The sequence below is a fragment of the Blautia hansenii DSM 20583 genome (assembly GCF_002222595.2).
GTDB lineage: Bacteria > Bacillota > Clostridia > Lachnospirales > Lachnospiraceae > Blautia > Blautia hansenii.
On sequence record NZ_CP022413.2, the window covers coordinates 2,422,390 to 2,441,347 of the forward strand.

General features: G+C 38.2%; 15 protein-coding genes. 2 read left to right on the forward strand and 13 right to left on the reverse strand.

Going from position 1 to position 18,958, the window contains the following annotated elements:
- Positions 1-21: 21 nt before the first annotated feature.
- Positions 22-1,578 (reverse strand): LCP family protein, encoded by a 1,557-nt coding sequence (locus tag CGC63_RS12300; RefSeq protein WP_003022595.1) that lies wholly within the window; start codon positions 1,576-1,578, stop codon positions 22-24.
- Positions 1,579-1,815: 237 nt separating this feature from the next.
- Here CGC63_RS12300 and CGC63_RS12305 point away from each other — a divergent pair, with 237 nt between their 5' ends.
- Positions 1,816-2,412, forward strand: coding sequence for a cytidylate kinase-like family protein (locus CGC63_RS12305; RefSeq protein ID WP_009246478.1), 597 nt, complete (start codon positions 1,816-1,818; stop codon positions 2,410-2,412).
- A 154-nt stretch (positions 2,413-2,566) separates the two neighbouring features.
- On the opposite strand, the gene CGC63_RS12310 is transcribed toward CGC63_RS12305, so the two are convergent.
- From CGC63_RS12310 to CGC63_RS12345, 8 genes are all read right to left on the reverse strand, one after another.
- On the reverse strand, positions 2,567-4,216 hold the full coding sequence (locus CGC63_RS12310) for an amino acid ABC transporter ATP-binding/permease protein (protein ID WP_003022597.1): 1,650 nt from the start codon (positions 4,214-4,216) through the stop codon (positions 2,567-2,569).
- A complete protein-coding gene (locus CGC63_RS12315; protein WP_003022599.1) occupies positions 4,213-5,955 on the reverse strand; it encodes an ABC transporter ATP-binding protein/permease in 1,743 nt (580 codons plus the stop codon). The genes CGC63_RS12310 and CGC63_RS12315 overlap by 4 nt, the downstream gene beginning before the upstream one ends.
- A 17-nt stretch (positions 5,956-5,972) precedes the next feature.
- Complete coding sequence (locus CGC63_RS12320) at positions 5,973-6,377, reverse strand: YbaN family protein (protein WP_003022601.1); 405 nt, start codon at positions 6,375-6,377, stop codon at positions 5,973-5,975.
- Positions 6,378-6,543: 166 nt separating this feature from the next.
- The gene (locus CGC63_RS12325) at positions 6,544-8,460 is read right to left on the reverse strand and encodes an FtsX-like permease family protein (protein ID WP_003022603.1); all 1,917 of its coding nucleotides are present in this window, start codon (positions 8,458-8,460) and stop codon (positions 6,544-6,546) included.
- Complete coding sequence (locus CGC63_RS12330) at positions 8,457-9,212, reverse strand: ABC transporter ATP-binding protein (RefSeq protein ID WP_003022612.1); 756 nt, start codon at positions 9,210-9,212, stop codon at positions 8,457-8,459. The genes CGC63_RS12325 and CGC63_RS12330 overlap by 4 nt, the downstream gene beginning before the upstream one ends.
- Positions 9,213-9,319: 107 nt before the next feature.
- On the reverse strand, positions 9,320-10,255 hold the full coding sequence (locus tag CGC63_RS12335; RefSeq protein ID WP_003022613.1) for a sensor histidine kinase: 936 nt from the start codon (positions 10,253-10,255) through the stop codon (positions 9,320-9,322).
- Positions 10,252-10,923 (reverse strand): response regulator transcription factor, encoded by a 672-nt coding sequence (locus CGC63_RS12340; protein ID WP_040351240.1) that lies wholly within the window; start codon positions 10,921-10,923, stop codon positions 10,252-10,254. The genes CGC63_RS12335 and CGC63_RS12340 overlap by 4 nt, the downstream gene beginning before the upstream one ends.
- A 194-nt stretch (positions 10,924-11,117) precedes the next feature.
- Positions 11,118-12,782 carry a glycoside hydrolase family 13 protein gene (locus CGC63_RS12345; RefSeq protein WP_003022617.1) on the reverse strand — a complete coding sequence of 555 codons (1,665 nt, stop codon included), beginning with the start codon at positions 12,780-12,782 and terminating at the stop codon, positions 11,118-11,120.
- A gap of 134 nt (positions 12,783-12,916) precedes the next feature.
- Between CGC63_RS12345 and CGC63_RS12350 the strand changes: the two genes are divergently transcribed.
- Positions 12,917-13,831 carry an AraC family transcriptional regulator gene (locus CGC63_RS12350; protein ID WP_040351202.1) on the forward strand — a complete coding sequence of 305 codons (915 nt, stop codon included), beginning with the start codon at positions 12,917-12,919 and terminating at the stop codon, positions 13,829-13,831.
- Here the strand turns inward: CGC63_RS12350 and CGC63_RS12355 are convergent.
- The 4 genes from CGC63_RS12355 to CGC63_RS12370 form a co-directional block, all read right to left on the reverse strand.
- Positions 13,805-16,225, reverse strand: a complete 2,421-nt coding sequence (locus CGC63_RS12355) for an ABC transporter permease (protein ID WP_003022622.1) — start codon at positions 16,223-16,225, stop codon at positions 13,805-13,807. The two genes, CGC63_RS12350 and CGC63_RS12355, sit on opposite strands and share 27 nt — an antisense overlap.
- Entirely contained in the window at positions 16,222-16,896 is a 675-nt protein-coding gene (locus CGC63_RS12360; protein WP_003022625.1) for an ABC transporter ATP-binding protein, read from the reverse strand. Before CGC63_RS12360 ends, CGC63_RS12355 begins: the two co-directional genes overlap by 4 nt.
- 83 nt (positions 16,897-16,979) lie before the next feature.
- Entirely contained in the window at positions 16,980-18,233 is a 1,254-nt protein-coding gene (locus tag CGC63_RS12365; protein ID WP_003022627.1) for a sensor histidine kinase, read from the reverse strand.
- A complete protein-coding gene (locus tag CGC63_RS12370; RefSeq protein ID WP_003022629.1) occupies positions 18,206-18,901 on the reverse strand; it encodes a response regulator transcription factor in 696 nt (231 codons plus the stop codon). The genes CGC63_RS12365 and CGC63_RS12370 overlap by 28 nt, the downstream gene beginning before the upstream one ends.
- Positions 18,902-18,958: the final 57 nt, after the last annotated feature.

The window sequence follows — 18,958 nt, forward strand, 5'->3', positions numbered from 1 at the left end:
TTCGTCAGTTGTGTTTTTTTCTTATTCTACTGCTTCCCCTGTTTCATTTGGCGTGTCGCTTGGAAGCATTTCACCGTTTTCCACCTTGTCCATCAGCACTTTAATGTTCGCAACCGAAGTTTCATCCGGAATTGTAACATACAAAGCAGTACCCGGTGCAGAGTAACAAAATGCCTGATCCCCTGTACCCTCTGCTGCAACAGATTTAATCGTCCATTCTCCGCCATTGTCAATCTGACTTTGAATTAATCTTTGTATCTGTTCCATAGACATATTGGTTTCTACGCTGTTGCTTACTTCGGAAATCATCTTTGGCGCTTTTACCAGCATTTCCGGAGTAATCATTTTCTTAAACATGGCCTGAATAACAGCCATCTGGTCCTTACCTCTCTGGTTGTCTCCGCCCGGAACATTATAACGTTCTCTGGCAAAAGAAAGCGCCTGTGCACCGTTAAAGTGATTGATGCCCTTCTTTACATCCATAATCTCACCACCGGCGCCGCTTGTAGTAAATTCAAATTCTGACTCTACATCTACGCCGCCCATTAAGTCAACCATAGTAATCAAAGAAGTAAAGTTTACTCTTGTATAAAACGGAATTTCAATATCATATAATTCTTCTAAAGCCGCCATGGACTTATCTACGCCGTAAATACCCGCATGTGTCAGCTTATCCTTTTTCTCACCTGACACCTCAGGAATTGTTACATAGAAGTCTCTCGGTGTATTGGTAAGCAAAATCTGCTTTGTCTCAGGATTGACGGTTGCAATAATATTTACATCACTTCTGCTCTTTGAAGAAATCGGTCCATAGACGTCAATACCGCTGATAAACATACTGAACGGTTCATCTTTTACGTTTACGTCAGGAGAAACTCCCTGTGTCATGCTGTCGCTCTTGCTCTCAATGCTGTACTGTGCAATGACTTTTACTTTGCTGTTATAATTCTCATTTACTTCCTCGATAATTCCGCTGAAGCTTTCGTCATACACAATCGCATCTACGGTTTCGCTTAACAGACCTGCCACCTGATCGTTTAAGGTATCAAATTCCTTTGTCAAAACTTCTTTCCCTGCGTCAGCATTGACCTTCTTCATTGCCTCCGCCATTTCGCTGTCATCTTCTATTGACTGGACACCATAAACATAGTCCTTGGTATCCCATACCTTCTCTGCATCATCGTCTTTTCTGACTACAACCAGCACACTATGTACCTGTTTTCCGAGGGTATCTCCGCTGATATCCTCAATGGCATCATGTGTCTGATACATATATACAGAACCGAATATCAAAACAGCCGACATCAGAATACTGACAATTTTACTGACAATCGCTTTTCCTCTGGTCACCACCTGCATAGTAAAAAGCAACGCCGCAAAAACAAAAAGTAATGCCGCAAACCCCACTACATACTTGGCAGGAATCATTCCCAATCTCCATGTGAAGCCAATAAAAACAAGAGTCGCAAGAATTTGAATTCCAACCAGAATCTCACCGGCTATACGAAAAGCTTTTCGAACCCGCTTTTTCTTTTGCTTTGCCGAGCTCATCTTTTTTTTGCTATTTGTATTCTCCATATTCTATTCTCCTTTATACTGCCATCTCCAAAATGACATTACCTAACTTAATATAATATAAAACCCTAAAAAAAGCAACCTTCTAGCCTTTAGAAAGACGATTTTTTGCCGAAAAAGGCAGTTTATGCCTTTATCCCCCTAAATATATTTCACACATTTACTTAATTTTTCTGGAATTTTCGGACTATTAGTGTTATAATTTACTATATAAAGTGAACGTTAAAAGGAGGGTTTCGTATGAGTCATCGTATTATTACTATCAATCGTATGTATGGAAGCGGCGGACGTCTTTTAGGAAAAGCACTGGCAAACAAGCTGGGAATACACTTCTATGACCATGAGCTTATCCGCCTTGCCAGTAAGGAAAACGACATTCCTTACGAGGAATTATTAAAGGTAGACGAAAAGAAAGCCAACCAATGGAGACTTCCAATCAACGAACAGATGCAGATGCAGCCACAGTATCATTTTCATCCTATGAATGATGTTCTTTTTGAAACGGAGTCCAAAATTATTGAACGTCTCGGAAAAACAGAAGACTGTATCATTGTAGGACGCTGTGCCAATTATATACTGGGTGATGATTGTCTAAGTCTTTTCGTGTATGCCCCTTATGAGTACCGTGTAAAAGCAGTTATGGAACGCTTAGGCAGAGAAGAAAAAAGCGCCCGTGCCCTTGTAAAGAAGATGGACAAAACACGTAAATCTTATTACGAATTTTTCACCGACCAGAAATGGAATAATCTGGATAATTACCAGCTATGTGTCGATACCAGCCGTTTTTCTCAGGATTTTCTGGTTGATATGCTGGCGGAGGTTTATAAGACCTTGTAAAAGCTGTCGATTTCAGTGTATATCAAGAAAATCTATTCATTTTATGCTCAGTCTGCGCTCATTTTGAGCTTGTAATCTCAAAGCGTGCTCGACAAATTCGCTAAAAATGTATAGATTTTCTGATTATCACATAATGCGATAGCTTTTTACTCTTTTAAGAAATTCTTCCGTTTTCCATCTCATACACTTTATCTGCAATCTTCATAGTAGACTGTCTATGAGATACCAGCACCACTGTTTTTTCTCTACATTCTTCTTTCAATGCTTTCAATATCATGCCCTCATTTAAAGAGTCTAAATTACTGGTCGGCTCGTCCAGCATAAGAAGCGGAGCTTGATGAAGAAATGCTCTGGCAATTCCAATTCGCTGGCGCTCTCCGCCGGAAAGGGTGTCTCCCAATTCTCCCACCTGTGTATCGTAGCCTTTTGGAAGCTTTTCGATAAAACTATGAAGGGATGCTTTTTTCGCCGCCTCTATAATTTCCTCCTGAGATGCCTCCGGTTTTGCAATCTTAATATTATTTGCTATGGTATCATGAAACAAATAAGTTTCCTGTGTTACGTAGGCTTCCATATCACGAAGATTTTTTGTATTGATGTCCTTTACATTCGTTCCCGAAATATTTACTGCCCCTTTATCTGCATCCCAAAAGCGCATAAACAATTTTAAGAGTGTAGATTTTCCTGAACCGCTTTTTCCGTGAATACCGATAATTTTTCCTTTTGGCAAAGAAATGCTGTAATCTTTTAAAATCACCTCATCTTCGTAAGAAAATGTTACCTGCTCACAAGACGCATTTTCAAAGCTTACTTCTTTCTGTCCGAAAACTTCTTCCACCTTCGGCGCTTCTTCCAAAATAGACAATACACGTTCTCCGCTTGCCAGCGTCTGATTTAAGTTATTGGAAAGGTTAGAAAGCGCCACAACCGGTCCGAAAGAACCCATCATGGAAATTGTGCAAAGAACTACTGCGTCTATGCTCATCTGCTGATTTTTATAAAGGAATAAAGTAAAAAATAACATTCCAAAGGAGCTGAGTAAAATCAGAAGATTAGTAAGCGCTCTTGTATTTCCTTCCATACGGTTTAACTCTTTTTGTTTTTTCAGCAGTTCCAGTGATTTTTCAGACATTTCCTGTTTTCTGCTTTCTTCCTGCCCATACTGTATGGTTTCTTCCAAGCCTCTGAGGGAATTTAATACATAACTGTTTAATTCTCCGATGCCGGAGCGAAATTCCATTCCGGTAGAAGCGCTTTTCCTTCCATTCCACAGCGGTACGCCCACACCTACCAAAAGATAGGAAACAAGCGCCCAAATGCCTGCATAAATATGATACCTTCCGATAAAAACCACCATAATAAGAGAAGTGAAAAATGCAATGGCAATAGGAGAAATAGTATGTGCATAAAAAACTTCTAAAAGCTCAATATCATTGGTAATAATCGAAATCAGATTTCCTTTGTCCTTGCCTTCTAATTTTGCCGGACACAGCTTCCTAAGAGCGGCAAACACCTTATGACGGATAATTGCCAATAATTTAAAAGCAATATAATGGTTGCATGCCTGCTCTGCATAATGAAGAATCCCCCTTAAAACCGCAAATGCAATTAAAATCTTAATATGAATGTTTACAATCACTGGCATATCAAAATACATCAAAGCTGTTCCCGCTAAAATCGTGAGAAAAATAGCACATAAAAAGCCTGCCACACCTAAGAAAATCGCCGCCAGCATAACATGTAAAAGTGGCACGACAAGCCCAATAAGCTGTCCCATGACTTTTATTCCGCTTCTTCTTTTCATGCTGATGCCTCCTGTTCTAATCCATAATTTTCCAGATTTTTCTGTGTCATATACATTTCTTTATATACTCCCTGCTGTTCCAGTAATTCTTTGTGTGTTCCCTTTTCTACAATTTTTCCCTCTTTCAAAACATAGATGCAATGGGATTTCTTTACATTTGCCAGCCTGTGAGAAATCAAAAGCACTGTTTTTGTTTCTGCTAATTGTCGAATAACATCCATAATAATTTCTTCACTTTCCATATCAATATTAGATGCCGCTTCATCAAAAATATAAATTTCTGTGTCGTGAAGCAACGCTCTGGCAATGCAAAGTCTCTGACACTGCCCACCTGAGAAATTGCTTCCTTTTTCCGCCAGCTTTGTAGAAAGACCTTCCTGTCCCTTCAAAAACTCCCATAAATTTACTTTTTTTAATGCTTCTGTCATTTCTTCCTGTGTGGCATTGGGATTTCCCATAAGGAGATTTTCCTCTACTGTGCCTTTAAACAAATAACTGTTGTGTCTTACTAAAGTAACATGCTCCATTAAGCTTTTTTCTTTTATCTTCTTTAAATCCGTGCCTCCCAGCAGAATTCTTCCTTGATACTGCCTGTTTCTTCCTAAAATCAGAGATGCAACCGTGCTTTTTCCACACCCGGACTCTCCTACCAAAGAAACAAATTGTCCTTTTGAAATATGAAAGCTCACATCTTTTAAAATCGGACGTTCCTTTTCATAAGAAAAGCTCACCTGTTCAAAAGTAATATCTAAGTTCTCTCCCGAAAGCTCTTCTGCCCCCTGCTCTCTTTCCGGCATATCCAACAATCGGAAAATTTTATCACTGGCTGCCATCCCATTCATAGCAATGTGAAAGAAAGAGCCCAGCAAACGCAGAGGAATAAAAAACTCCGCTGCCAACAGTAAAATAGCAAAAGCTCCTGCAAAACCCAAATTTCCGGCTATGTATTCCCTTACCACAACAATCATTCCCACAGCAGCGCCTCCGTAAGCCACTAAATCCATAACGCTGATGGAGTTCAACTGCATGGTCAGCACTTTCATGGTAATGCTTCTGAACTTTTCTGCTTCTTCATCCATTTCCTGTGCTTTTCTTTCGTCAGACTGATAAATTTTCAGTGTTGTAAGCCCCTGTAAATTTTCCAGAAAGCTGTCGCCTAATTCCGTATAACTGCCCCAATATTTTTTCAAAAGTCTTTTGGCAAATTTCTGTACCGCCACAATAGAAAGAGGAATAAGAGGCACACAAACGAGAAGCACCAGACTTGCTTTCCAACTGATAAAGGAGAGCACCGCAAACAGTGTAACAGGCGCTAACAAACTGTAAAAAAACTGTGGTAAATATCTTCCAAAATACGTTTCTAACTGTTCCACACCTTCCACAGAAAGCTGTACCACCTCAGAAGTAGAAATCTGTTCTTTATAAGATGAGCCGAGGCGTACCAGTTTTTCATATATCTTTTCACGCAAAATCCTTTTTACGTCAGAGCTCGCCAGAAACGAAGCCTCTGCTGCTTTCTTGTCGCTTATCATTCTAAGGAGAATGACACTTACGCATATCATTCCTGTCAGAAAAAGCTGTCTGCCGGTTATACTACCAAATATGGCAGTATTCAAAAGCTGTCCTATGGCTAAAATCGCCACTATCTGTGCCAATAATCCCAACCATTGCCAAAGTACATTTTGAACAATATATTTCTTTGACTCTTTTAGAAGTCCGATTAGTCTTTTTTTAATCATCTTCTCTCCTCTTTTCTCTAATTAAAGTTTTCCCCTGCTACACAGGTTTTCTTCACCGTCTTTATTCCCAAAGTAAAATAAAGAATATGAAACAGCCATACCGCCGCCAAAATTATTCTTCCAACAGGTACCTGCTCCATCATGACAAAGCCAATTCCCATGAAAATCGTCATAGAAAGCATGACGGTAAGCTTGGCTTTTCTTGTCATCTCTTTTTTATCCATAAAGGGTTCTAAATGCTTTTGATAAAGAGAAGTCTGTCGAAACCAGTTTTCCAGTTTGTGCCAGCCTCTTGCAAAACAGTACAAAGCTGCCATTAAAAAGGGAACTGTTGGTAAAATCGGCAAAACAACACCCACAGCTCCTGCCCCCATCATTAAAAATGCAATTCCTATCCACAATCCACGTTTTGTCTTTCCCATGATTTCCTCCGCATATCATTAGTTAGTTTAGACTTACTTTGTTTCAGAAAAAGAGGCTGTCGTATTAAACAGCATTTAAATTATGCACTTAATGCGACAACCTTTTAGTTAGTCATGGGTAACTTATATCATATTGTAATTTATTTGTCAACAATTTTCTCATTTTTTATGAAATTAAGGACAACTTTTTCTTTGCCGTATAAACAGATATTGCACAAATCACTGTAAATACCAAAAGAATAATTCCCATGCTCCAGATGTTCACCATGAACAAATCCTCTCTCATAACATTTCCCAGCGCTTTTACAGAAAAATAGGAGGTAATCATCATAAGAACAAAGGGACAATAGTAAGTAAAACAGATTTCATTTCGTACAGATTTTCTCAGGCTTTTCTTTTGAATTCCCATTTTCTCCAAAGTTTTGTATCGCTCTTTATCCTCATATACTTCATTGCCGATTTTCAAAAAGATAATACTTCCTGCTGCCAATACAAGGGTTACAAACATAAAGATACAAAGGGAATACATGACTCTTATCCAACTGTCCTGCCTTCCGTCTATTTGCGTATAATTTACGCCTGTAAATGCCTGTCCGTCTTCACTGCTTTGTGCCAGTGTATTCAGGTATGCTCTGGACGCCTCCATATTTTTCATATTTTCAATTCTATAATTGTAAAAATATGTAATACTTCCTAAATTTTTCAGGCTTTCAAAGGTTTTATCACTGAGAATAAAAATCTTCGTATCGTTTTGCAGCGCTCCGAAATAAGGCGTATTATCTGCTTTTATTACGTCATATGTTTCACTTCCGATTTTTTGCTTATAATTCTCATCTGCATCTCCGGATAAATCCATAAGAACCTCATGGGAAAGCTCGATTGCCTGCTTGTCCTTCAATTCTTTATAGTCAAAAGGAAGTCCGGCTTTTTTCGCCGCTTGTTTCACATCTGAAAAAGAAACCAATCCGTAAGCTGTATAAGTATATTTGCTGTGCACCACAGAAGGCTCTACCATAACCACCTGCATTTCATTCCAGAATTTCACTTTATTTTCCTGCTCAATTCCTTTGGCAATTTCTTCCCCGTTCTTTTCTTCGCTGCTTAGCACCTGATAGGTATAAGTCTGGTCAAAGTGTGTAATCTTTTCATAACGCTGTTTCATAGCAATAGAAATCGCCATAACAGTCACAGAACAAATCATCAGTACCGTTACCATTGCATACGTTCTGTAATTCTTTTTCATACGAAACGCCAGATTGTTTACCCATAAAGTACGCTCTTTCTTATACAAATAATATTTATTTCCTGAGAGCTTACGAAGTATGGCAGGAATAAGTCCGGAAAACAAAAGGTAAACCCCTACAATTACCAGAACAACAGCCCCTAAAGCATTTCCTAAAGAATTGATATCTCCTGTGTCCCACGCCAGATAATATCCAAATAGCAGAATACCCACACCGCCTGCGATTTTCAGAAATGTAATTATCCACTTTTCTTTTTGCATTTCCTGCTGTTTTGCACCGGAAAGCAAATTTAAGACACTGCTGGTCTTTAAAGTATGGTAGCTTTTTAAGGTCATCAGACCATAAATAACAAGAAACATTCCCGCTGTAATCAGTATCGCTTCCCATGAAAAAGAGAACTTAATGTCTACGCTGATGTCAGACAGCTTTAAAAGAAGCATTTGAAACAGCTTGGAAAACAAGACGCCTGTTCCAATCCCTGCAAGCAGTGAGAACAATCCGATAAATACCGACTCCAGCATATACATTTTTCCTATTCTTACATTATCCAACCCCATAAAAATGTAAATTCCGATTTCCTTTTTTCTTTGGTTCAGAAAGACATTGGAAGCATACCAGATAAAGAAAAATAAAAATACACCGAATACTACGGATGCAGCCTGAACAATAATGTCAATATACTCTTTATTATAATTTTCCAGAACATCCATAGACTCAGAATAAATAACACTTTGGAAATTAAAAAATACAAAAATTGAAAAAGTAAGGGAAAGAATTAACATTCCGTACTCCCTGACACTACGTTTAAAGTTGGAAAAGGACAGAGATAAGAGCTTCATTCTCCCTCACCTCCCATAACTGCCAGCATCGTCATAATTTCCTCAAAAAATGCTTTTCTGCTGTCTTTTTGCGTCAGGCGGCTGTGAATTTTTCCGTCTTTTAAAAAGTATACCTCCTTTGCATAGCTTGCCGTATAACCGTCATGAGTTACCATTAAAATCGTGGCATTTTCCTGCTCATTGGCATTTTTCAGACACCCTAATAAATCCTTTCCGGACTTGCTGTCCAGCGCTCCCGTAGGTTCATCTGCAAACAAAATACGTGGTTTTGTAATCAACGCTCTGGCGCTGGCAGCTCTTTGCTTTTGTCCTCCGGAAAGCTGATAAGGGTACTTTCTCAAATGAGACTCCAGTCCAAAATCCACGGCTCTTGCCTGCACTTTTCTGATAATTTCTCTTTGCGGCGCTCCGTTTAAAGAGAGCGGAAGGGCAATGTTATCCTGCACTGTCATATTATCCAGCAGATTATATTCCTGAAAAATAAATCCGATTTTATCTCGTCTTACTAAAGAAAGCTCCTTGTTGCTTAAAGCCGTAATATCCTGCCCTTCTAAAAGAATTTTCCCTGATGAAGGCTTATCTAAGGTAGACAACATATTTAAAAATGTAGTTTTTCCTGCCCCACTTGGTCCCATAATGGCAATAAAATCACCCTCGTAAATGTCCATGCTGATGTCTTTCAGCACAGCAGTTTCATATCCTTTTTTTCCGTAATTCTTGGAAAGATTTCTGACTTCTAAAACTTTTTTCATGATACTTACCTCCTAATCTGTATCTTTATTTTAGCAAAGAGGTTTCAAAAAATCCTTTCATTTATCCAACAGTTTTCTTTCCAATCTAACATTTCTGTAACACACGGCTACATCATAAAATGTTCTGCCATATCGCAAAATCCCAATTCAAAACAGCTTCCTCTTTCTTGTGTCGGTGCTGCTTTTAAAGAAAGGTTCAGCATTTTTCCTATTTTTCCTGCAAAATAAAGTCCCATTCCCGTTGAATGATAATCCCCTTTTCTCAAATTTTTTCCCACATATCCTTTATCAAAAATGTACGGTAAATCCTCCTTTGAAATTCCAATTCCGTTATCCTCTACCCTTAAATACACCTGATTTTCTCCCTGCTTTTCACAGGAAAATACAAGCTTTGGATTATCGGTTCTGTACTTTATGGCATTGGCTACCAGTTGGTCCAAAAGGTAAACCAGCCACCTTTTATCACTGTATACCCATACATCTTTTATCTCTAAAATCATTTCAAAACCATACTGGATAAGAAAATAAGATTGATTTTTCACTGCTTCTTTTACTGCTTCTTCCAGAGAAATCCGCTCCATACATACATCGTTTTCAGGTCTTTGCAGCTTGCTTCCCATAAGCACGGTATGAAGTAAATTTTCCATGCGTACAATGCAGTCCTGCATTTCTTTTTTCAGAGAAGTATCCTGATTTCTTCCGTTCATAAGGCGCAAAGCAGCAAGGGGAAGCTTTATTTCATGGGTCCATTTGGTAATATAATCGGACAGATTTTCCAGCTTTTCTTTACATTCCAAAAGCTCTTTATCCGTATATGCAAGAAGCTCCTTCTGTTCCTCCTCCTGCCTTTTCTTCTTTTTCCATTGGCTGTAATCCCCAATCAAAAGAATTGTACCAAAGGCTGCAAGCAGCACATCCAAATACAAAACGTCCTGTCCGTAAAGGGCTGTGGCACAGAGCTGTGTCAGGTATACATTTAGAAAAACAACAAATCCGACTCCTATAAGAAATGCCGTCAATCGGTCTTTTAAATATTTCTTCATTCCAAATAATACCCTTTCCCTTTTCTGGTATGAATACAGGAAATCCCCTCTGTCGCAGCACAAATTTTGCTTCGCAGTCTGGATATTAACACCGTCAAAGAGGCATCTGTCACATATTCATCTGTATTCCACAATTCCTGCATCAATGTTTCTCTGTCTACTACCTGACCTTTATAATCTGCTAAAATACTCATAATTCTGTTTTCGGATTTTGTCATTTCTATGGGCTCATTTTGATAGAGTAAAATCCCCTGTCCACGGTCATAAATAAGTTCGGACTCCAGATATTCTCTGTCACTTTGGACATACTCATAGCTTCTTCTTAAAAGAGAACGTATCTTCACCAGCAAAAGCTCTGCATCAAAAGGCTTTTCCACATAATCATCTCCGCCGGAAACCATTGCCATGACCTTATCAGAGTTCTGGTCTCGGCTGGATAAAAACAAAATAGGAACTTTTGATATGCTTCTAATCTTCTGACACCAGTAAAATCCGTCATAAAAAGGTAAATTGATATCCATAAGAACCAAATCGCAATGACTGTTTTCACACTGCTTATCTACCTCTGTAAAATCTTCCAGATACTCCCCCTCAAAGCCCCATCGTTGGCAGAGGCGCAAAATTTCCTCTGCCAATACAAAATCATCTTCTACTATTAAGATTTTCATATTCATCACCCGGTTTTATCTTACACTTTTCTCCTCCGTTTGCACAGCCCTAACGGCTAATGTTGCAAAAATGTTAGTTTGGCAGTAAAGAGTGAAAATAAAATCCCCCCAAAAAACAACAAGGCTGTCGCTTTAAACATTATTCCAAAATATTTAATGCGACAACCTCATTTCTCTCATGCAGAAGTTATTTTTTAATTTTCTATCAGTACAACTCTTGCTTCGTAAGGTTTCAATATTCCTGTCTCATGATTTTTGTAATTGGCAATCATTTCTTTACCGCCTGCTGCTCCCTCAAACAAAGTACACGGTACTTTTTTATCGCTGAAATTACAAGCTACAATTAAAGTCTGATTTCCCAGTTTTCTCCGGTATGCATAAATATTTTCATCGTCTTCCAGAAGGCCTTCAAAAATACCGTCCACAATAATTTCATATTCCTTACGCATCTGTATTAATTTCTGATAATAATAGAACACGCTGTCTTTATCTTCCAAAGCCGCCTTTGCATTAATCTGTAAATAATTAGGATTTACTTTAATCCATGGGGTGCCTATGGTAAATCCTGCATTTTCACTATCGTCCCACTGCATAGGAGTTCTGGCATTATCACGGCTGACTGCCTTTAAAGCGCTCATCATTTCTTCCTCTGTAAGAAGACCATTTTCTGTCATCTCTTCAAAAGCATGAATACTTTCGATGTCACGGTAATCTTCCAGTTTATTAAAATAAGCATTTGTCATACCAATTTCTTCACCCTGATAAATATAAGGTGTTCCTTTCATCAAATGAAGACAGGTTGCCAACATTTTAGCTGAAAGTTCACGATACATTGGCCCGTCATTTCCAAAGCGAGACACAGCTCTTGGCTGGTCGTGGTTATCCCAATAAAGACTGTTCCATGCTTTTCCCTCCAACTCTGTCTGCCATTTATTCAATATTTTTCTCAAATCTCTGAGTTTAAATCTCTCGTCTGTCCATTTTCCATTCTTTCCAGATGTAATGTCTGTATGTTCAAACTGGAATACCATGTTTAGCTCAGTTCCGTCTAAATTAGCATATTTTTTTGCTTCTTCTACAGTAACGCCAGACGCTTCACCAACCGTAATCAAATCATACTTAGAAAGCACTTTTTGGTTCATTTCCTGTAAATACTCATGAACATGAGGACCATTGCAGACAAAAGGGCCAAAATCACCATATAAGCCATTATGAGAAACTCCGTCAGGATAGGCAGGAGCCTTAGAAATCATACTGATAACGTCCATACGAAATCCATCTACACCTTTCTCACACCACCATGTCATCATATCAAAAACTTCTTTTCTGACTTTTTCATTTTCCCAGTTTAAATCAGGCTGTTTCTTAGAAAAGCAATGTAAATAGTACATTTCTGTTTCCTTATCATATTCCCATGCAGAACCGCCAAAACATGCACCCCAGTTATTTGGCTCTTTCCCGTTTTTTCCTTCTTTCCAGATGTAGTAATCACGATAAGGATTATCCTTTGACTTTCTGCTTTCTACAAACCACGGATGTTCATCAGAAGTATGGTTCACTACCAAATCCATAACCAGCTTTATTCCTCTTTTATGCATCTCTGAAAGCATTTTATCAAAATCTTCCATTGTTCCAAAATCTTCCATAATTGCCTGATAATCGGAAATATCATATCCATTATCATCATTAGGAGACTGATAAACAGGAGACAGCCAGATAACATCTACGCCCAGTTCCTTTAAATAATCGAGATGTTGAGTAATTCCCTTAATATCTCCAATTCCGTCTCCATTGCTATCTGCAAAACTCCTTGGATAAATTTGATAAATTACACTATTTTTCCACCATGTTTTATTCATAATATGTACCTCACAGTTCTTTTTCGTTACTTTCAGTATAAAAAAACTCTTTCTTAAATTCTTGCAATATGTTACTCTTTATTTGTACTATATTCACTTTTATTTATGTAATTACAAGAAAGAGCGAAATTATTATGTATAAAATTAACATTCAGGAAGAAAATCCACACGGAACACCTTACTTTCCTTTCCAGGCTCTGTCTCAAGAAGATTTTTGCGGACAATATTTCGCCCCTTACCACTGGCATGAAGAAACAGAATTTATATATATCACCAAAGGAAGCCTGATGCTTCGCACAGAAACCAACTCTCAGCTTTTAACAGAGGGAAATGTATATTTTATCAATCCCGGTATGGTTCATGGAATTTTCGGTCATAGTGAAGTTTCCCACCATTATGCTCTTTTATTTCCCATGTCCTTTTTAAGTTTTTCTCAATATGATATTTGTCAAAATGAGCTTCTTACTCCTTTACTGTCAAAAAAACTGCTGTTTCCGGAAGGAAGTTCTCTCTCTTTGGAAATCAGCCTGCAAATTGGTTCTTTGATATCAAAAGCGGCCAGGCTTTATTTAGAAGACACCTCTGCCAATACTGCACTTTCCATAAAAATTATACTCTTGCAGATATTGGAAATTCTATTTCAGGAACACGCCTTTTCTTCTGCCCAAAAGCATGAAGCTGAAAAAGATTTTGAAAATCATTCTTTAAAATCTGTGTTTTCCTATATAGAAAAGCATTATATGGAGCCTGTAACACTGGAAGCTCTTGCAGAATGTATTCCTCTGAATAAAAATTATTTCTGCAAATTTTTCAAAGAAAAAGTAGGCAAAACACCATTTGCCTACTTAAATGAATATCGTATTAATCAAGCTGCTGCTCAGCTTCTAAAAACTACTGCACCTATTACGGAAGTTGCACTCAATAATGGATACGAAAACATCAGTTATTTTGTACGTCAATTTAAGCACTATAAACACTGTACACCTTCTGACTTCCGTACTTCTGCAAAATTCCAGAGTAATTTAATATCGAATTCTGTCAATCAGTGACTCCTTTTTCACGTTTCTGCTGAGCATAAAGGATAATCCAATCTGAAGAACTGCCAAGACAAAAATCATGACTAAAATTTCCACACCCGGGAAGTGATAAACGTCAAATCCTGTTAATCCTGCTTTCTTACCATACAGGAAAAGTCCGTATCCCGCAGGAATTCCCACAACCAGAGAAATCACTATGCTTCCCAGTGTAAACAGCAGACCTTCATTTCTCAGCATCTTGTTTAACTGCTGATTTGTCATTCCCACTGCCTGTAATACACCCAGCTCTCTCTTTCTTGTAATAACATTTAAAATCATGGTATTTGCCATATTCATAAAAGTAATCATTCCGATTAACAGCAGGAAGCTGTAACCCATGATTTTCATTATTGCCATCATTGAGTCGAGAGACTCCACTTCCCCTTCAAAGCTGCTTAATTCATAATGGTCTTTGTTTTCCAAAAGCTCTTTTATGGCGGCTTCTACATTTTTACTCTCTGATTTTTTGCAATCTACCCAGATTGTTCCGATATTTTCCTCTGCATCGGCAAATCCCAGATTTTTATAAGTATCTTCTGTAATTGCCCAATCACCGTTGATTGAGCCAAAAGCTCCCTGCAATTCACCTTGATAAGGGATTTCTCCCTGCATTCCGCCTAACTGAAAGGAAACGGTATCTCCGATTTCATATCCGGTATCTGCAATAAAGTGAGACCAGCCGTTGAAAATTGCATTGTCTTTTGATGCCTTTTCATAATCTACTGTCCCCAATACGCCTGCACCTTTGCTCTCCTTTTCAAAAAGCTTGCGGTCTAAAACAGCGATGGAGTGAAGTTCTCCCTTCTCATCATGAGCGTATAATTGCTTTCCGATTTTTACTTCTGTGACGCCTTCAATGGATTTTAAATCCTTTACAAGCTGTGCATCTAACGGATTTTCTTTTAAAACAGAGTCTAAATTATTCTCAGGATAAGCTGTATCCGTGGTGGAATAAGATAAATCAATCTGAAACTGTCCAAAGGGCAAATCCTGCCTTGCAGCATACTCAATATCCACGTTTCTGGTATAATTAACCGCTACCACAAACAGCACACAGGATAAACCCATGGTAAACATCGTTCCCACAGTACGTTTTTTGTTCATTGCCAGATTTGCCATCATCATACGATTAGGGCTCATCACAGCATATCCTTTACAAATACCCTTTTTTCTCTTTCCCTCTCCCTGATAGCGAAATGCTTCCACAGGAGATACCTTTTTCACTGTGCTCATCGGTTTTTTCAAGGCAATCCATACCGTTGCCAATACCGCCAGCACACACAGAAGAAGCAAAGGCACGGAAATATATGCTGCACTTATTTTTGTTTCTGCTCCAAAAGGCGCCATATTGCTTATCCAATAGTTCATAAACAGGCAACTGATACCAATTCCTGCCAGAATACCCAGCGGTGTAGGAATAACAGAAAGCATCATACCTTCACGGAATACTAAAGCTTTCATCTGCCCTCTTGTAGCGCCTAAGGCTTTTATTTTGCCGTACTCCTGTATTTTCTCCACAATTCCTACCTGAAAAATGTTGTAAATAACCAGCACAGAGAAAATTACAACCACAATAGCAATCAAAATAAATCCCATAATACTTTCCATATCCGGAGACAGTACAAAGAATAAATAGGTTTTATTCATTGCTACATTTTCCGCATCAATGCCACATTTTTCGGCTAACTCTTTTGCCTCTATTTCGGCAGTTTCCGAATTCAGTCCCAAATCCTCTGACAAAGAAAAATATGCCATATAGCGTCTTGCATTTTCAGAAAAATGTGTCGTATAAAAATCTTCGGAAACATACCCTACGTATGCTTGATTTTCCAGTTCTTCTGAAATACTTCTGATGATACCGCTGACAACAAAAGTTGTTTCCTGATATTTTTCCTGATTACTTCTTCGATAAGAAAGCTTAATCTCATCTCCGATTTTTACATTTTCATATCCCAATTTTTGAAAAAAACGTCTTTCACCGGCAATCTCATTTTGTGCTTTTGGAAAACTTCCTTCTTCCAACTGTTCTTTCAGATTTGTCATCATCCCTACTTCTTCGCTCATCCACTGCAAAGAGACTGTGGCTTCACTTTCCACTTCACCGCATACGGCAGATTTTCCGATTTCCGTAAATTCGCTTCTTTTCCGCATTTCTGCAATCTGTTCTTCCGATACGCCTTTATAAGCTCCGTAGAAAGTTCCGTATAATTCCTTCACATTGTCCTTTTGATATTTCAGACTGCCATAGCAGATAAGAGCAATACTTGACAGCAATGTGGTACTTAAAAAGATAACCAGCATAATCAAAATACTTCTTGCCTTATTCTTTTTATTATTATTCAAAGCTAATCTTGTGAGCATTTTCATGAAAATTCAGCCACCTTTCCGTCCTCAATTACTAAAATGCGGTCTGCAATCTGAGCAATATCTTCATCATGAGTAATCATTACTAAGGTCTGTCCGTATTTTTCCACAGACATTTTCAACATTCCCATAACCTCCGCACTTGTCTTGGAGTCCAAATTTCCCGTAGGCTCATCAGCCAAAAGGATTTCCGGCTTTGATGCAATGGCTCTTGCAATGGCAACTCTCTGCTGCTGCCCGCCGGATAAGGTATTTGGCAAATTATGTAATTTCTTTTCTAATCCTAATGTCTGTATAATATCTTTTAAAAATGCTTCGTCGATTTTCTTTCCATCTAAGGAAATCGGAAAAATAATATTCTCCCATACATTCAAAGAGGAGATTAAATTGAAAGACTGAAAAATAAATCCGATTTTTCTCCTTCGAAAAACTGCAAGCTCATCTTCTTTGTAAGAAAAAATATTTTTCTTTCCAATGTATACCTTTCCGTCTGTGGGATGGTCTAAGCCGCCCAGCATGTGCAACAGCGTACTTTTTCCTGAACCGGATTTTCCTACAACTGCAACAAATTCTCCACGCTCTATTTCAATATTTACATCCTGCAATGCTTTTACTTCATTTTCACCGTTTCCATAATATTTACATAAATTTTTTGTTTTCAAAATTGTATCCATACTCTATCGCCCTTTCTTTTTGATGATGCTGAAAGTATAAAATACGACTCTTTCATCATTCTTTCAATTCATAGAAAAAAGTCTTACATTTTCGTAAGACTTTCATACGGAAGCTGTATCACAAATACACTTCCCCGCTGTTTTTTCTCTTTTCTTTCCACAAAAACCATTCCCTTGTGTGCGTCCACAATTTTTCTGGTAAGGTAAAGTCCTACGCCGCTGCCTTCTTCCTTTTGCACGTATTCATTTTCACCTCTGTAAAATCGCTGAAAAATTTTATGATATTCCTTTTTCGGAATACCCACGCCCTCATCTGCAATCTCTATTCTGAGGAAATTCACCCATTTCTTAACCATAATTACAATATTTGTATTCGGCTCACTGTATTTTACTGCATTTTCCAAAATATTTAAAATTGCTTCCTTCAACCACTTGCTGTCGTGCATGATTTCCAGATTTTCTATTTCCTCACAAATATCCATCTCAATTTCTATTGCTTTTGCATCTGCTTTTTCCCATATCCCATTTACGGCTGCTAAAATAGTTTCGAAAATCTTTCCGTTTTTCAGGGAAATATCAATCAATCCCGCTTCCATTCTGGAAATATTAACCAGTACCGCAGACAGTTGTTCCAGATTTTGAAGCTGCTTTTCCATACGCTTTTCAAATTCTCTGCGTTCCTTCTGGGTGAGCGTTTCGCTTTCCAGCACCTCAAAACAGGATTTTAAAGCAGCAATGGGTGTTTTTAACTGATGGGAAATATCCGTTACCATTTCCTTTGTCTTCTCTTTTTCATCTTGGGCTTTTCGCAGCACATTCTGAGTGTGACTGTCCAAACGCTCCAAAGCTTCATAAGCAGGATTGCTGATTTCTAAATTTAAAATCCCTTTCCCCTTATCAATATCTTCCACTGCCTCTGCTATTTTCCATTGTCTTTCCTGCATTTCTCTCTTTGAGCACTTATACTCATGCAAAATGGCTCCTGCATATACAAGATAGCACAGAGACAAAATTATTCCTGTGAAAATTCTTTTCTGCTGATACTCTTTACCATAAATATTGCTTTCCAGTCTTTCATAGCCGTATTGCTTCTGAAATTCTTTTACATTTATATCAACAGGCTCACCTTTTAAAATTTCAAAAGGCGTTTGTCCGCCTGTTTCTTCTCTCGTCATTTGAGCCGCCAACGCCAGTTTTTCTTTATAGGAATGATACTCCATTCCGGTAATTGCCGACCACCCCAGTAAAAAGAGCAGTCCCCCCAATAGCAGCTTTCGCAAAATCCTTATCCTGTCGTTTCTTTGATTTTCTATCTCTTGATACATTCCTTGTTCCATATATAGCCAAGTCCTCTTACATTGCGAATATATTCCGGCTTGCCCGGATTTTCTTCTATTTTTTCTCTGAGTCTGCGGATATTTACTGCCACAGTATTTTCGTCTACAAACTCTCCGTCTAAATCAAAAATACCTTGTAAAATCTGGTTTTTTGATAAAATCTGCTTTGGATTATCTAAAAACAATTTCAGCATTTTCCACTCATTCTTTGTAAATTCTATATTTTCCTCACTGTCCCGTCTCTTTGCCGTCATTTCATCAATGGAAAAGCTCCATTCTCCAGACTCCAGAAGCTCTGCCCGCTTCTTTTCTGTTCTTTTGAAAAACACATTCACTTTCAACAATAATACAGACAAACTAAACGGCTTTGTCACATAGTCATCCGCTCCCGCTTCATATCCCATAACCTGATCAAATTCTTGGTCTAAGGCAGTGAGACAAATGATATATACGTTGCTTTTTTCACGCACTTTTCTGATAAAATCCAGTCCGTTTCCGTCCGGTAAATTAATGTCACAGATAATCATTTCAAAAGGATGTGCCAAAAATAATTCCCAACCCTCCTGTATGCACTTTGCGCTGGAAACCTCATATCCTTCTCTGGACAGGGAAAATTCAATTCCTCTGTTTACGCTGTCTTCGTCTTCTAAAACTAATATTGATGCCATCTCTTATTCTCCCCGTATAATAAACTACAAATTTATTATTATATCATTCATCTTATC

Excerpts from the sequence above, each read along its gene's own strand:
- CGC63_RS12335 (WP_003022613.1), bottom strand. The coding sequence starts at position 10,255 with ATGAAGAAATATTTAAAAGACCGATTGACGGCATTTCTTATAGGAGTC.
- CGC63_RS12330 (WP_003022612.1), bottom strand. The coding sequence starts at position 9,212 with ATGAAAAAAGTTTTAGAAGTCAGAAATCTTTCCAAGAATTACGGAAAA.
- CGC63_RS12310 (WP_003022597.1), bottom strand. The coding sequence starts at position 4,216 with ATGAAAAGAAGAAGCGGAATAAAAGTCATGGGACAGCTTATTGGGCTT.
- CGC63_RS12365 (WP_003022627.1), bottom strand. The coding sequence starts at position 18,233 with ATGGAACAAGGAATGTATCAAGAGATAGAAAATCAAAGAAACGACAGG.
- CGC63_RS12360 (WP_003022625.1), bottom strand. The coding sequence starts at position 16,896 with ATGGATACAATTTTGAAAACAAAAAATTTATGTAAATATTATGGAAAC.
- CGC63_RS12300 (WP_003022595.1), bottom strand. The coding sequence starts at position 1,578 with ATGGAGAATACAAATAGCAAAAAAAAGATGAGCTCGGCAAAGCAAAAG.
- CGC63_RS12345 (WP_003022617.1), bottom strand. The coding sequence starts at position 12,782 with ATGAATAAAACATGGTGGAAAAATAGTGTAATTTATCAAATTTATCCA.
- CGC63_RS12305 (WP_009246478.1), top strand. The coding sequence starts at position 1,816 with ATGAGTCATCGTATTATTACTATCAATCGTATGTATGGAAGCGGCGGA.
- CGC63_RS12350 (WP_040351202.1), top strand. The coding sequence starts at position 12,917 with ATGTATAAAATTAACATTCAGGAAGAAAATCCACACGGAACACCTTAC.
- CGC63_RS12370 (WP_003022629.1), bottom strand. The coding sequence starts at position 18,901 with ATGGCATCAATATTAGTTTTAGAAGACGAAGACAGCGTAAACAGAGGA.
- CGC63_RS12355 (WP_003022622.1), bottom strand. The coding sequence starts at position 16,225 with ATGAAAATGCTCACAAGATTAGCTTTGAATAATAATAAAAAGAATAAG.
- CGC63_RS12320 (WP_003022601.1), bottom strand. The coding sequence starts at position 6,377 with ATGGGAAAGACAAAACGTGGATTGTGGATAGGAATTGCATTTTTAATG.
- CGC63_RS12340 (WP_040351240.1), bottom strand. The coding sequence starts at position 10,923 with ATGAAAATCTTAATAGTAGAAGATGATTTTGTATTGGCAGAGGAAATT.
- CGC63_RS12315 (WP_003022599.1), bottom strand. The coding sequence starts at position 5,955 with ATGATTAAAAAAAGACTAATCGGACTTCTAAAAGAGTCAAAGAAATAT.
- CGC63_RS12325 (WP_003022603.1), bottom strand. The coding sequence starts at position 8,460 with ATGAAGCTCTTATCTCTGTCCTTTTCCAACTTTAAACGTAGTGTCAGG.